The sequence below is a fragment of the Streptomyces sp. NPDC002513 genome (assembly GCF_053595355.1).
On the sequence record NZ_JBSFXK010000001.1, the window covers coordinates 1 to 13,598 of the forward strand.

Here is a 13,598-nt window from a genome sequence, read left to right on the forward strand (position 1 = left end):
TCGACCGAACCAGCTACAAAGCCACCACCAGCATCGAAATCCTTGCGGCCGCAAGCCCTTGACAACGTGCCCCAGCCACAAACTTCACGGCCTTGCGACTAGTGCCCCAACAGGCAACGTTCGCCCCGTCGCGGCGCCCGGCACGCACTCTCGCCGCACCAGCCGAAAGCCCAAGTACATCCAGTACGAGGACTTCCGGCCGGCACGCCGAGAGCACGCACCGGACGCCGCTCCTTGACGGGCAAACGTTGCCTGCCGGGGCACTAGCCGCACGACCAGGGGCGTCATCAAAGGGGCGCGCGTCGCCACAGGGAGTGCGCGGCGACGCGACCTCCCGCGATCGGCGACGGCTCCCTGAAACCGGGTCAAATGCCTCGCCAGCACGGCCGCTTGGGGCCTTCTTGACTTCTTCATTCCCCTGACATGAACAGTTCATCGACAGAGTGGCCCCCATCGCGTGATCCCTTCACCGCGCCGTCACCGCGCGGTTGTCTACGCGGATCACCTCGACCACAACATGCGACGAACCGCATCGCAGGGGGTTCTATGAGATCCAACCGCGCCAAGGCGCGCGCCGGGGTGAGCCTGGCAGCGACGCTGCCGCTGCTCACCGGCGCACTGGCGCTCGGCATACCCGCGGCGCACGCCGCGGACAACCCCGGCCGGGCCCTGCTCGCGGGCACCAAGCCCGCGTGGGCCACGGCCAAGGCGGACAAGGGCGCGAGCGCGGACAGCGCCCGGGTCTCGGCCCGCGTCTACCTCGCCGGCCGCGACTCCGCCGGCCTCGCCGCCTACGCGAAGGCCGTCTCCGACCCGCGCTCGCCGCTCTACGGCAAGTACCTGAACGCCAAGCAGACGCAGGCGCGCTTCGGCGCGACCAAGGCCCAGGTGGCCGCGGTCACGTCGTGGCTGAAGTCGTCGGGCCTCACGGTCACCGCGGTCACGCGGCACTACGTGGCCGTCACGGGTGACGTGACCGCCGCCGAGAAGGCGTTCGGCACCCAGCTGCACAACTACGCCAAGGGCTCGAAGATCTACCGCGCGCCGTCGAAGGCGGCCTCCGCGCCCCAGGCGCTCAAGGGTGCCGTCCTGACCGTCACCGGCCTGGACAACGCCCCGCACAAGGCGAACCACGACGACCAGCTCCCGCCGCCGGACGCCGTGTTCAACAACTCCGGGCCGTTCTCCTCGTACTACGGCTCGAACACCGCGACGACGCTGCCGGACGCGTACGGCACCAAGATCCCGTACGCCGTCAAGGGCTACACCGGCCGGCAGTTGCGGGCCGCGTACGGCGCCGGGACGTACACGGGCAAGGGCGTCCGGATCGCCATCACCGACGCCTACGCCTCGCCGACCATCGCCTTCGACGCGGCCACCTACGCGAAGAAGCACGGCGACGCCGCGTACGGCACCGGCCAGCTGCACCAGGTGCTGCCGGACACGTACACGAAGACCAAGGAGTGCGGGGCCGCCGGCTGGTACGGCGAGGAGACCCTCGACGTCGAGGCCGCGCACGCGGTCGCCCCCGCCGCGGACATCACCTACGTCGGCGCCGCGTCCTGCTACGACGACGACCTGCTCGACTCGCTGAGCAAGGTCGTCGACAACCACCTGGCCGACATCGTCTCCAACTCCTGGGGCGACGTCGAGGCCAACCAGACGCCGGACCTCGCGGCCGCCTACGACCAGGTCTTCCAGTTCGGCGCGGTCGAGGGCATCGGCTTCTACTTCTCCTCCGGCGACAACGGCGACGAGGTCGCCAACACCAAGACGAAGCAGGTCGACACCCCGGCCAACTCGGCGTGGGTGACCGCGGTCGGCGGCACCTCGCTCGCCGTCGGCAAGGGCGACAAGTACCTGTGGGAGACCGGCTGGGGCACCGAGAAGGCCTCGCTGTCCACGGACGGCAAGAGCTGGGTGAACTTCCCCGGCGCGTTCACCTCGGGCGCGGGCGGCGGCACCAGCAAGACCGTGCCGCAGCCGTACTACCAGAAGGGTGTCGTCCCGAACGCGCTGGCCACGGCGAACAACGCCGCGGGCAACCGCGTCGTCCCGGACATCGCGGCGATCGCCGACCCCAACACGGGCTTCAAGGTCGGCCAGACGCAGACCTTCCCGGACGGGTCGCAGCAGTACAGCGAGTACCGGATCGGCGGCACCTCGCTCGCCGCGCCGGTGATCGCGGCCGTCCAGGCCCTGGCGCAGGAGGCGCACGGCGGCAAGGCGATCGGCTTCGCCAACCCGGCGATCTACGCCAAGTACGGCTCGAAGTCGTTCCACGACGTCACGGACGACCCGACGGGCTCCGGCCTCGCCGTGGCACGCGTCGACTTCGTCAACGGCCTCGACGCGAGCGGCGGGGTGAGCGTTTCCGTGCGCAGCCTCGGCAAGGACAGCTCCCTTCAGGCCGTGAAGGGCTATGACGACGTGACCGGTGTGGGCTCGCCCGCCCCGGGCTACGTCGACTCCTGGCGCCGCCGCTGACCGGCGGCCCCGCGCGGTGACCGCGTCGCGCCCGTCCCCCTCGCGGGGGGCGGGCGCACGTGCGTGCACACCCTTGGGATCAGGCCGGGGCGGGGCGGTCCGGCCCCTCGTCGTCGACGCGGTAGGTCCTGGTCCAGGTGGCTCCGCACCGGCAGCGGGACCGCTCGATCAGTTCCCCGTCCTCGGACACCCCCAGGCCCTCGGTGACGCGGACGTGCACATGCTGGCTCATGAAGCGTCGCTTTCCGTAGTGCTGTGTCCTGGCTTCGGGCCCATCGTCACCTGTGCCGCCGTCGGCGGCAGTGCCCTGGGTCACAGGCCCGGCCCCGGACCCCGGGCCGCCGCGTGGGATGGGCCACACCCCATTGTGTCGCTCTGACGATTACACTGGCCGGGTGCCTCAACTTCGCCTCGCCCTGAATCAGATCGACTCGACCGTCGGAGACATCGCCGCGAACGCCGAGGCGATCGTCCGCTGGACCCGGCACTCCGCCGACCAGGGAGCGCACCTGGTGGCGTTCCCGGAGATGGTGCTCACCGGATACCCCGTCGAGGACCTGGCCCTGCGGTCGTCGTTCGTCGAGGCCTCGCGCGCGGCCCTGAAGGACCTCGCCGCGCGGCTGGCCGTCGAGGGCCTCGGGGAGCTGCCGGTGGTCGTCGGCTACCTGGACCGCTCCGAGACCGCCCAGCCGAAGTACGGCCAGCCGGCCGGCGCCCCGCAGGACGCGGCGGCGGTGCTGCACCGCGGCGAGGTCGTCCTCACGTTCGCCAAGCACCACCTGCCCAACTACGGCGTCTTCGACGAGTTCCGCTACTTCGTGCCCGGCGACACGATGCCCGTGGTGCGGCTGCACGGGATCGACATCGCGCTCGCCATCTGCGAGGACCTGTGGCAGGACGGCGGCCGGGTACCGGCCGCGCGCACCGCGCAGGCCGGGCTGCTGCTGTCGATCAACGCCTCGCCGTACGAGCGCGAGAAGGACGACACGCGCCTGGAGCTGGTGCGCAAGCGGGCGCAGGAGGCCGGCTGCACCACCGCCTACGTCGCCATGATGGGCGGCCAGGACGAGCTGGTCTTCGACGGCGACTCGATCGTCGTCGGCCCGGACGGCGAGGTGATCGCGCGGGCGCCGCAGTTCGTCGAGGGCAGTGTCGTCCTGGACCTCGACCTGCCGGCGGCGCGGCCGGACGCGCCGGAGGGCGTCGTCGACGACGGACTGCGCATCGACCGCCTGGTGCTGTCCGAGGAGCCGCTGCCGGCCTACGAGCCCGAGCTGGCGGGCGGGTACGCACAGCGGCTGGAGGACGCCGAGGAGGTCTACTCGGCGCTGGTGACGGGCCTGCGGGCGTACGTGGCGAAGAACGGCTTCCGGTCCGTGCTCATCGGTCTCTCCGGCGGTATCGACTCGGCACTGGTCGCGGCGATCGCGTGCGACGCGGTGGGCGCGGAGAACGTGTACGGGGTCTCGATGCCGTCCAAGTACTCCTCCGGGCACTCCAGGGACGACGCGGCGGAGCTGGCCCGGCGCACCGGCCTGCACTTCCGTACCGTCCCCATCGAGCCGATGTTCGCCTCCTACATGGACGCCCTCGGACTGACCGGCCTGGCGGAGGAGAACCTCCAGTCCCGGCTGCGCGGCACGCTGCTGATGGCCGTCTCCAACCAGGAGGGCCACATCGTGCTGGCGCCCGGCAACAAGTCGGAGCTGGCGGTGGGCTACTCGACGCTGTACGGCGACTCGGTGGGCGCGTACGGCCCGATCAAGGACGTGTACAAGACGTCGGTGTTCCAGCTCGCGCGGTGGCGCAACCATGCGGCGGCCCAGCGGGGCCAGACGCCGCCGATCCCGGAGAACTCGATCACCAAGCCGCCGAGCGCGGAGCTGCGCCCGGACCAGGTCGACACGGACTCGCTGCCCGACTACCCGGTCCTGGACGCGATCCTGGAGCTGTATGTGGACCGGGACCAGGGCGCGGACGCCATCGTGGCGGCGGGCTTCGACCGCGATCTGGTGGTGAGGACGCTCCGGATGGTCGACACCGCCGAGTACAAGCGCCGGCAGTACCCGCCGGGCACGAAGATCTCGGCGAAGGTCTTCGGCAAGGACCGCCGGCTGCCGATCACCAACCGCTGGCGCGAACAGGCGTAGCGGCTGCGCCGGGGGCCGTGGCATCCACGGTGCCCCCGGCTTTCACGCGTCGTCGCCGGGGCTGCCCGCCCCGGCGGCCGGGACGGCCTCGTCCTCGGACGCGCGGACATCGCGCGCGGACATCGCACGTGCGGAGGTCGCACGTGCGGACATCGCGCGCCGGACGTCGGATGCCGGGCATCGGCCCGCCGTCCCGTCCCGTCCGTCAGCCGCGCACGCGCTCCGTGTGCTCCGGCTCCGGCAGGTGCGTCGCCACCAGGCGTTCCCGCGCGTCCCCTGGAGCGCTGCGGCGGCGGTCGACCGCGTAGGCGACCCCCGCCACCGCGAGGCCCAGCACCGCCAGCGCCGCGCCCGCGAGCGCCGGGGAGGTGACGCCGAGACCCGCGGCCAGGGCGAGGCCGCCGATCCAGGCGCCGCCCGCGTTGGCCAGGTTGAAGGCCGCCTGGTTGGCCGAGGAGGCGAGGGAAGGGGCGGCGGACGCCTTCTCCATCACCATGAGCTGGAGCGGGGAGCCGGTGACGAACGCGGCCATGCCCAGCAGTACCACGGCCACGGCCGCGCTCCACTCGGCGTGCAGGAGCGGCGGGAACACGCCCAGCACCACCGCCAGCGCGAACAGGCCGCCGAAGAGGGTGCCGCGCAGCGAGTGGTCCGCGAGCCGGCCGCCCACCAGGTTGCCGATCGTCGCGCCCACGCCGAACAGGGCCAGGAGCAGGGTCACGCTGGCGTCCGCGTAGCCCGCCGCGTCCGTCAGCATCGGTGTGATGTAGCTGTACGCCGCGAACAGCGCGCCGAAGCCCGCCACCGTCGTGCCGAGCGCCAGCCAGACCGGCAGGGAGCGCAGGGCGGCGAGTTCGCCCCGCAGGCCGCCGGCCGTGGTGTGGGTGTGGTCGTGCGGGATCAGCAGGGAGAGCGACACGATCGCCGCCACGCCGATCGCGCTGACCCCGAGGAACGTCGCCCGCCATCCCAGGTGCTGGCCCATCAGGGTGGCGACGGGTACGCCGGCGATGTTCGCGACCGTGAGGCCCAGGAACATCAGCGAGACCGAGCGGGCCTTGCGCTCGGGGGCGACCAGGCCGGTGGCGACGACCGCGCCGACGCCGAAGAAGGCGCCGTGCGGCAGTCCGCTGAGGAAGCGGGCGGCGAGCAGCGCGTCGTAGCCGGGTGCGAGGGCCGACAGCGCGTTGCCCACCACGAACAGGGCCATCAGGCCGATGAGGACCGTGCGGCGGGCCAGCCGGGAGGTGACCGCGGCGAGCAGCGGTGCGCCGATCACCACGCCCAGCGCGTACGCCGAGACCAGGTGCCCGGCGGTGGGGATGGATATGTGCAGGTCGTCCGCGACATTGGGCAGCAGGCCCATCATCACGAACTCGGTGGTGCCGATGCCGAAGGCGCCCACGGCGAGGGCGAGCAGGGCCAGGGGCATGAGGGACCTTTCAGAGCGGAGTTCCGTACCGGGGACGATGCGTAAGTTCGACTACGGAACAAAGGCGCGCGCGGCTGGTATTCCGGGGGCTCAGGACTCCGTGCCGACCTTCACGCGGGCGGCGACCGGAAGGTGGTCGCTCCCCGTGCGCGGCAGGGTCCACGAGCTGACCGGCTGCACGCCCCGGACCATGATCTGGTCGATCCGCGCCATCGGGAACGACGCCGGCCAGCTGAACCCGAAGCCGCTGCCCGCCGCGCCCTGGGTGGAGCGCAACTGCGAGGTGACGGCGTTCAGGGCGCGGTCGTTCATGGTGCCGTTGAGGTCGCCGAGCAGGATCACCCGGCTGAGGTGCTCGTCGGCGATGGCCTCGCCGAGCGCGTCCGCGCTGGTGTCGCGCTGTCGTGCGGTGAACCCGGCCGCCAGCTTGACCCGCACCGAGGGCATGTGGGCGACGTAGACGGCGACCTGGCCCTCGGGCGTCTCGACGGTGGCCCGCATCGCGCGGGTCCAGCCCAGTTTGATGTCCACGGCCGACACATCGGCGAGCGGGTACCTGCTCCACAGGCCGACCGTGCCCTGCACCGAGTGGTACTTGTACGTCGACGCCAGCGCCCGCTCGTAGACCGGGACCGCGGACGCCTTCAGCTCCTCCAGCGCCAGTACGTCCGCACCGGAGGCGGCGACGTCGCGGGCCGTGCCGGCCGGGTCGGGGTTGTCGGCGTTGACGTTGTGGGTGGCGACGGTGAGGTCGCCGCCGCTGCCGGTCTTGTCGCCGAGCAGCCCGCCGAAGAGGTTCAGCCAGACCACCACCGGCACCAGCACGGCGATCAGCGCGGTCGCCGACCGCCGCACCAGCGCGAGGATCAGCAGCAGCGGGACGCCCACGACACCGAACCAGGGCAGAAACGTCTCGCTGAGGCTGCCGAGGTTGCCGATGTCGTTGGGGATCCGCGCGTGCAGCAGCATCACCAGCGCGAGGAGGACGGCGAGAGCGGCCGCAACGACGCCCCGGCGCCAGATGCCGCGGTCACCGTGCAGGAGGCGCCGGAGCCGGGATTCCGGGCGGTGGGGATCCGTGCCGCCGCTGCCCGTCTCCGTCATGTACGCCTGCGCCATACGTCGCCTCACACCTTGCCGTGCACACCGTCGTCCCCCCGGGATACGACCCTAGGGGATGATCGACTCGGTCCCCGCCGTCCCATGACGGCCGTACACGGACGAAGACGGAGAACCCGGCTCCGGGAGTTCCGGCCACGGGCACGAGAGGGGCCCTCTGTGACGAAACCCGCACATACGCACTACGAACTGACGGCCCGTAGCCCGTCCAGGACCGTGTCGACGACCCGCTCGGCGAGGCCCTCCTCCAGCTCGGCGCCGGGGCGCAGCACGGAACGCACCAGCAGTGGACCGATGAGGATGTCGTTCATCAGCTCGATGTCCACGTCCGGGCGCAGCTCGCCGTTCTCCTGTCCGCGGCGCAGGACTTCGAGCCCGAGCCGGCGCCGGGGGGCGACGACGGTGGAGTGGTAGGCGGCCCAGATCTTGGGGCTGTTCTTCACCTGGGCGTTCACCGTGCGCAGGATCGCCGAGGAGCGGCTGGCCAGGCCGCGCCGCCGCATCGACTCCAGGAGCGCGACGAGGTCCTCGCGCATCGAGGTGCCGGGCAGTTCCAGGTCCTCGGGCTCGGCGGCGCGCAGCACGTCGACGAAGAGGTCCTCCTTGTTGCTCCACCGGCGGTAGATGGTGGCCTTGCCGACACCGGCGGTGCGGGCGATGCGCTCTATGGACAGGTCAGCGAGGGGCACACCCTCCTCGATGAGCTTCATCACACTTTCGATGATGGCCCGTTCGACGGCCTCGCTGCGGGGGCGTCCGCGTGCGGGGCAGTCCTGGTGGGGCCTGCTTTCGGCGAGGCTCACGTTCGACTCCGTCCTTGCTTCGCTGGGGTCATTCTCCCCGGGCGCCGTGCCGGGCACCGGCACCCCCCGCCGGTGCCCGGTCGATGACGTGCCGTCAGCGGCCGTCAGTGGTCCGCGGCCACCAACTGCGGCTCCTCCTTGCCGCTCTGTCCCGCGGTGGGCTTCCCGGGCAGGAACAGCGCCACCACGATCACGCCGATCACCGCCACGCCCGACCCCCACAGCGCCGTCACATGCATCGCGTGCAGGAAGGCGTCGTTGGCCGGGGAGACGAGGGCCTTGCCGTTCGGGCCGAGTTTCGCGGCCACGCCGAGGGTCGCCTCGATGGACTCGCCCGCGGTGTGCCGGACGCCCGCCGGGAGCAAGGTGAGCTTGTCCTGGATGCTGTCGCGGTACGTCGTCGACAGCACGGAACCGAGCACGGCGATGCCGAGCGCACCGCCGACCTGGCGGAAGGTGTTGCTGAGCGCGGACGCGGAGCCCGCCTTCTCGCGCGGCAGCGCCTGCATGATGACGACGCTGGCCGGGGTCATGATGTGGGCCATACCGGTGCCCATGAGGAAGAAGATGACCTCGAGGATCCAGATCGGCGTGTCCGCCTTCAGGGTGGCGAACGCGGCGAGCATCGCGGCGACGACGATCAGGCCGGCGGTGGTGGTGACCCGGTTGCCGAACCGTTCCACCACCAGCCGGGCACGCGGCGCGAAGATCATCTGCGCGGCGGCCAGCGGCAGCATCAGCAGACCCGTCTGCAGCGGCGAGTAGCCCCGCACGCTCTGGGTGTAGAAGACGGAGAAGAAGGTCACGCCCATCAGCGCGAAGAAGACCAGCGCGATCGCGGAGATGGCGGCGGAGAAGACCTTGTGCTGGAAGTACGTGACGTCGATGGACGGATGGTCGCTGCGCTTCTCGTACACCACGAAGAACGCGAGGACGGCGAGACCGGCGGCGATCGTCGCCAGCACCTTGGCGTCGGTGAAGTCGGCGAGCTGGCCGCCCTTGATGATGCCGTAGACGAGCAGGACCAGGCCCACGACCGACAGGACCACGCCGACGACGTCGACCCGGCCGGGGCGGGGGTCGCGGGAGTCGGGGACCAGCCAGATCATCAGGACCAGCGCGAGGATCACGATCGGCACGTTGATCAGGAAGACGGAGCCCCACCAGAAGTGGGCGAGGAGCGCGCCACCGGTGATCGGTCCTATCGCTATGCCGAGGCCGACGCCGCCGGCCCAGATGCCGATGGCCTTGGGCTGCTCCTCACGCTCGAAGACGTTCATGAGGACCGCGAGCGTCGCGGGCATCACGAAGGCCGCACCGAGGCCCATGACCGCGCGGAACGCGATGAGCTGGGCCGAGGAACCGGACTCGGCCGCGAGCGCCGAGCCCGTGCCGAACACGACGAGACCGGCCAGCAGCGCCTTCTTCCGGCCCAGGCGGTCGCCGAGGAGGCCCGCGGTGAACAGCAACCCGGCGAACACGAGCGTGTAGGAGTTGATGGCCCACTCCAGCGCGCTCTGGGTGGCGCCGAGACCGGTGGGCGCCGGAGTGGAGATCGTCTTGATGGCGACGTTCAGGATGGAGTTGTCGAGCACCACGATCAGCAGGCTGAGCATCAGTACGCCGAGGATGGCCCACCGGCGCCGGTGCACCGCCTCCGGCACCCGCCGTTCGACAGAGGCAGCTGGAGTAGTCATGGCCATGAGGCTAGGCCATTTAAGAAACGGAACCGTCTCGTATCGAAAATTCTTTATGGAGAAATTGAATTCTTTGCGGAAAATTTAAGCACGCATCGGTCCCGGCACGGTCCGGCCCGGCGTCCCGAGACGGACGCACGGCGCCTCCCCCACTACCACTAGCCGCCCGTGACACGAAGTGCCACCATGGGGGTGATCCGGGGACGCCGTCAGGGCGCCTCGAGATGACCGAAGGAGCGTTGCGATGACGCAGCTTCCGGCTGCCCAGGAGCAGCCCGTGCAGGGCGCGCTCAAGCCCTCCGACAGCAGCAAGGCGCTGTACGGAGGCAAGAGCACCCGCCGCATCACCGTCCGCGACATCACCGCCGCCAAGGAGCGCGGCGAGAAGTGGCCCATGCTCACCGCGTACGACGCGATGACCGCGTCCGTGTTCGACGAGGCCGGCATCCCGGTGATGCTCGTCGGCGACTCGGCGGGCAACTGCCACCTCGGGTACGAGACGACCGTGCCCGTCACCCTAGACGAGATGGCCATGCTCTCCGCCGCGGTCGTACGCGGCACCCGGCGCGCCCTGATCGTCGGCGACCTGCCCTTCGGCTCCTACCAGGAGGGCCCGGTGCAGGCGCTGCGCTCGGCCACCCGCCTGGTGAAGGAGGCCGGGGTCGGCGCGGTCAAGCTGGAGGGCGGCGAGCGCTCGCACGGCCAGATCGAACTGCTGGTGCAGTCCGGCATCCCGGTCATGGCGCACATCGGCCTGACCCCGCAGTCCGTCAACTCGATGGGCTACCGGGTACAGGGCCGGGGCGAGGAGGCCGCCGCGCAACTGATGCGGGACGCCAAGGCGGTGCAGGACGCGGGCGCGTTCGCGGTGGTCCTGGAGCTCGTTCCGGCGGAGCTGGCGGCCGAGGTGACGCGGTCCCTGCACATCCCGACCGTCGGCATCGGGGCCGGTCCGGAGACGGACGCACAGGTGCTCGTATGGACCGACATGCTGGGTCTGACCGAGGGCCGGGTGCCGAAGTTCGTGAAGAAGTACGCGGATCTGCGCCAGGTCATGGGCGACGCGGCCAAGGCGTTCGCCGAGGACGTCGTGGGCGGGACGTTCCCGCTCGAGGAGCACTCGGTGCACTGAGCGGCCGCCGCGTGCGCTGACCGACCCACTGCGGGCCCCGTCAGGCCGGCCCCGCAGTTCCCGGCGCCCCCCTGACGGGGCGCCCCGACAGCCCGCCGATCTTCCCCCGTCGGCGGGCTGTCGCGTTTTCACAGCGCCGTATCGGCTTCCGGGCCCTCGGTGCCGGTGCGGCGTCGCGCGACGCCGTCGAGCAGTCGCCGCCGCTGCGCGGAGTCGGTGGCGGCCGCCACCGCGGTCAGGGCGAGCGCCCGCGCACCGTCGAGGACCGCTCGGTCCGCGCCCGGCGACGTCCCGTACGCGGCGAACTCCGCCGTGTGCTGCAGGGCGCCGCCGGTGTCGTACCCGATGGTGGGGTGGATCGAGGGCAGCAGCCGGGAGACGTTGCCCATGTCTGTGGACGCGGTCCTCTCCACGTGCCGGGCGTGCGGGGTGCGGCCGAGGCTGCGGGCCGCGTCGGTGTAGGCCCGGGTCAGGAACGGGTCCTGGCGCAGATCGGCGAAGTCCCGGCCATGGGACTGCAGTTGGAGCACCGCCCCGGTGGCGTGGGCGCCCGCCTCGAAGCAGGCGCGGACCCGGGCCTGGACGGACCTGAGCTGTTCGAGGGTCGGGGCCCGCACCTCGAAGCGGGCGCGGGTGAGGTCGGGCACGACGTTGGGTGCGCTGCCGCCGTCGGTCACGATGCCGTGCACCAGGGAGCCCGGCGGCAGATGCTGGCGCAGCAGGCCGAGTGCGGTCTGGGCCACCGTCAGGGCGTCCAAGGCGTTGACGCCGTCCCACGGGGCGAGCGCGGCATGCGCGGGCCTGCCCTGGTAGGTGATGTCCCAGGCGCCGATCGCCAGTGAGGACGAGCCGACGCTGTCGTCGGAGGCGGCGTGCACCATCATCGCCGCGGCCACGTCGTCGAAGACCCCGGCCTCGATGAGCAGCGCTTTACCGCCGATGTCCTCCTCGGCCGGGGTCCCGACGAGCCGCACCGTGACACCGATCCGGTCGGCCACGGCCGCGAGGCCGAGCGCCGCCCCGACCGCGGCCGCGCCGTTGACGTTGTGACCGCAGGCGTGGCCGAGGCCGGGCAGCGCGTCGTACTCGGCACAGAAGGCGATCACGAGATCCCCCGTGCCGTACGTGGCGTCCAGCGCGGTCGGCAAGGACGCGAGGGGGCGGGTCACCGTGAAGCCGGCCGCCTCGAGGAGGTCGGCGATCTTCCCGGCGGAGCGGTGCTCGTGCAGGGCGGTCTCGGGTTCGGCGTGCAGGCTGTGGCTGAGCGCGACCAGGCGGTCGGCCCCTGCGTGGACCGCCTCGGACACCGCGGCGTGTGTCGACTGCGACGTCGCGGACGTCGTCATGCCAGGCCCTCCTTCGGAGCGACGGTTTCGGTACGGGACGTGGCGGATGCCCGGGGAGCCATGCGGGTGCTGCCGTAGGCCAGGGCCAGGGCCGACCCGAGGAGCGCGACGCCCGCGCACACGCCCCAGCTCCACTCGTAGCCGGACAGGGCGATCCGGCTGTCGGCCCCCCGTTGATGCCCCGCGAACAGGCCGCCGATCACGGCCGCGCCGATCGCCGCGCCCAAGGACAGCGCCAGCTCGTTGATGCCCACGGCGAGCGCGGTCTGCCGCTCGGGCACGACCTCCGCGGACAGCGTCCGAGTGATCGACTCGAACAGGCCGGTGGCCAGACCCACGACCAGCGCGGAGGCGATGTACTGGGCCAGCGTGGCGTGGAACAGGACCATGCCGAGGAAGCCAAGGGCGATCAGAGCGCCGCCGGCCGCGAGGACCGCCCGGTCACCGACTAGGCGGGCAAGACGCGGGGTGGCGGTGGAACCGGCGAACCCCGCGACCACCATGGCCAGGGACACCGTCGCGATGGCCTGCGGCCCAAGACCCATGCCGTAGCCGACGCGTGCCGGATCGGCGCCCAGGAACAGGGCGTTGGCGCCGAGGAACCCGATGGTGCCGAACGCCGCGCAGAACGTGTGGGCACTGATCACCGCGAGCCGCCGGTCGCTCAGCATCCGCACGCTCACCAGGGGATGCGCGGCACCGCGCTCCACCACCACCCACGACACGAGCGCGAGCACCGCCAGCGCCGCGGTGCCCAGGGAACGCCCCGACGTCCAGCCCCAGGCACTGCCCTGCGCGAGCACCAGGACGAGCGCCACGAGCCCGACTGTCAGCAGGGCCGCCGCGCCGAAGTGGAAGCGACCGCCGCGCTCCGTGTCGCTGTCCGGCAGCACGAGTGCGGCGACGACGGCGAGGACCGCCACCGGCACCGCCGCCCACAGCCCCGCCACGGCATGCCCTTCGCTCAGCGTGCCCGCCACCAGGCCGCCGACGCCGATGGCGATGAGCAGTGCGCCGACGAGGAGAGACATGCCGGTGCGGCCGCGCTCGGGCGCGCGGGACCGCAGGATCCCCGCCAGCAGCGGGAAGAAGCCGACCACCGCGCCCTGCAGCACCATGCCCACGGCGAGCGTGGCCACCGTCGGCACCACGGCCGGGAGCAGTGAACCGGCCGCCACCATGGTGACCGCCACCCGCAGCAGCCGACGGTGCCCGTACAGGTCGCCCAGGCGCGACAGCAGCGGCGTGAGCACCGCGAACGCGCACTGGGACAGCAGGTAGAGATTGTTCTGGCCCACGCCGCCGACGCCGAGCCGGTTGCCCAGCTCGGGCAGCAGCGGCGTCAGGTAGCCCTGGACGACGCCGCTGAACACCACGACCACCGCCATCGCGCCGAGCATGCCGCGACCGGTGCCCATGAGAGAGCCGGGAC

At 71.8% G+C, this 13,598-nt stretch carries 10 protein-coding genes; 3 read left to right on the forward strand and 7 right to left on the reverse strand.

The window, feature by feature from the left end; genetic code table 11:
• Window positions 1-546 precede the first annotated feature (546 nt).
• Window positions 547-2,487 carry a S53 family peptidase gene (locus ACWD5Q_RS00005; RefSeq protein WP_451424674.1) on the forward strand — a complete coding sequence of 647 codons (1,941 nt, stop codon included), beginning with the start codon at window positions 547-549 and terminating at the stop codon, window positions 2,485-2,487.
• 79 nt (window positions 2,488-2,566) lie between these two features.
• Here the strand turns inward: ACWD5Q_RS00005 and ACWD5Q_RS00010 are convergent, their stop codons facing one another.
• The gene (locus ACWD5Q_RS00010) at window positions 2,567-2,719 is read right to left on the reverse strand and encodes a hypothetical protein (RefSeq protein WP_451424675.1); all 153 of its coding nucleotides are present in this window, start codon (window positions 2,717-2,719) and stop codon (window positions 2,567-2,569) included.
• 163 nt (window positions 2,720-2,882) lie between these two features.
• Between ACWD5Q_RS00010 and ACWD5Q_RS00015 the strand changes: the two genes are divergently transcribed.
• Window positions 2,883-4,637, forward strand: a complete 1,755-nt coding sequence (locus tag ACWD5Q_RS00015; RefSeq protein ID WP_451424676.1) for an NAD+ synthase — start codon at window positions 2,883-2,885, stop codon at window positions 4,635-4,637.
• 205 nt (window positions 4,638-4,842) lie between these two features.
• Here ACWD5Q_RS00015 and ACWD5Q_RS00020 read toward each other — a convergent pair whose 3' ends face one another.
• The 4 genes from ACWD5Q_RS00020 to ACWD5Q_RS00035 form a co-directional block, all read right to left on the reverse strand.
• A complete protein-coding gene (locus ACWD5Q_RS00020) occupies window positions 4,843-6,069 on the reverse strand; it encodes an MFS transporter (protein WP_451424677.1) in 1,227 nt (408 codons plus the stop codon).
• A gap of 90 nt (window positions 6,070-6,159) precedes the next feature.
• Window positions 6,160-7,188: an endonuclease/exonuclease/phosphatase family protein gene (locus tag ACWD5Q_RS00025; RefSeq protein WP_451424678.1), complete on the reverse strand. Its 1,029-nt coding sequence runs from the start codon at window positions 7,186-7,188 to the stop codon at window positions 6,160-6,162.
• 182 nt (window positions 7,189-7,370) lie between these two features.
• The gene (locus ACWD5Q_RS00030) at window positions 7,371-7,991 is read right to left on the reverse strand and encodes a TetR/AcrR family transcriptional regulator (RefSeq protein ID WP_451424679.1); all 621 of its coding nucleotides are present in this window, start codon (window positions 7,989-7,991) and stop codon (window positions 7,371-7,373) included.
• 104 nt (window positions 7,992-8,095) lie between these two features.
• The gene (locus ACWD5Q_RS00035) at window positions 8,096-9,688 is read right to left on the reverse strand and encodes an MFS transporter (protein ID WP_451424680.1); all 1,593 of its coding nucleotides are present in this window, start codon (window positions 9,686-9,688) and stop codon (window positions 8,096-8,098) included.
• 244 nt (window positions 9,689-9,932) lie between these two features.
• On the opposite strand from ACWD5Q_RS00035, the gene panB reads away from it, so the two are divergent.
• Window positions 9,933-10,820: a 3-methyl-2-oxobutanoate hydroxymethyltransferase gene (panB, locus tag ACWD5Q_RS00040; RefSeq protein WP_451424681.1), complete on the forward strand. Its 888-nt coding sequence runs from the start codon at window positions 9,933-9,935 to the stop codon at window positions 10,818-10,820.
• Window positions 10,821-10,948: 128 nt separating this feature from the next.
• On the opposite strand, the gene ACWD5Q_RS00045 is transcribed toward panB, so the two are convergent.
• Together ACWD5Q_RS00045 and ACWD5Q_RS00050 are read right to left on the reverse strand one after the other, a co-directional pair.
• Window positions 10,949-12,166 carry an amidohydrolase gene (locus ACWD5Q_RS00045; protein WP_451424682.1) on the reverse strand — a complete coding sequence of 406 codons (1,218 nt, stop codon included), beginning with the start codon at window positions 12,164-12,166 and terminating at the stop codon, window positions 10,949-10,951.
• Window positions 12,163-13,584, reverse strand: coding sequence for an MFS transporter (locus ACWD5Q_RS00050; protein ID WP_451424683.1), 1,422 nt, complete (start codon window positions 13,582-13,584; stop codon window positions 12,163-12,165). The genes ACWD5Q_RS00045 and ACWD5Q_RS00050 overlap by 4 nt, the downstream gene beginning before the upstream one ends.
• Between the last annotated feature and the right edge of the window lie 14 nt (window positions 13,585-13,598).

Coding starts and splice junctions, on each gene's coding strand:
- ACWD5Q_RS00005 (WP_451424674.1), top strand. CDS start 547: ATGAGATCCAACCGCGCCAAGGCGCGCGCCGGGGTGAGCCTGGCAGCG.
- ACWD5Q_RS00010 (WP_451424675.1), bottom strand. CDS start 2,719: ATGAGCCAGCATGTGCACGTCCGCGTCACCGAGGGCCTGGGGGTGTCC.
- ACWD5Q_RS00020 (WP_451424677.1), bottom strand. CDS start 6,069: ATGCCCCTGGCCCTGCTCGCCCTCGCCGTGGGCGCCTTCGGCATCGGC.
- ACWD5Q_RS00025 (WP_451424678.1), bottom strand. CDS start 7,188: ATGGCGCAGGCGTACATGACGGAGACGGGCAGCGGCGGCACGGATCCC.
- ACWD5Q_RS00035 (WP_451424680.1), bottom strand. CDS start 9,688: ATGACTACTCCAGCTGCCTCTGTCGAACGGCGGGTGCCGGAGGCGGTG.
- panB (WP_451424681.1), top strand. CDS start 9,933: ATGACGCAGCTTCCGGCTGCCCAGGAGCAGCCCGTGCAGGGCGCGCTC.
- ACWD5Q_RS00045 (WP_451424682.1), bottom strand. CDS start 12,166: ATGACGACGTCCGCGACGTCGCAGTCGACACACGCCGCGGTGTCCGAG.
- ACWD5Q_RS00050 (WP_451424683.1), bottom strand. CDS start 13,584: ATGGGCACCGGTCGCGGCATGCTCGGCGCGATGGCGGTGGTCGTGGTG.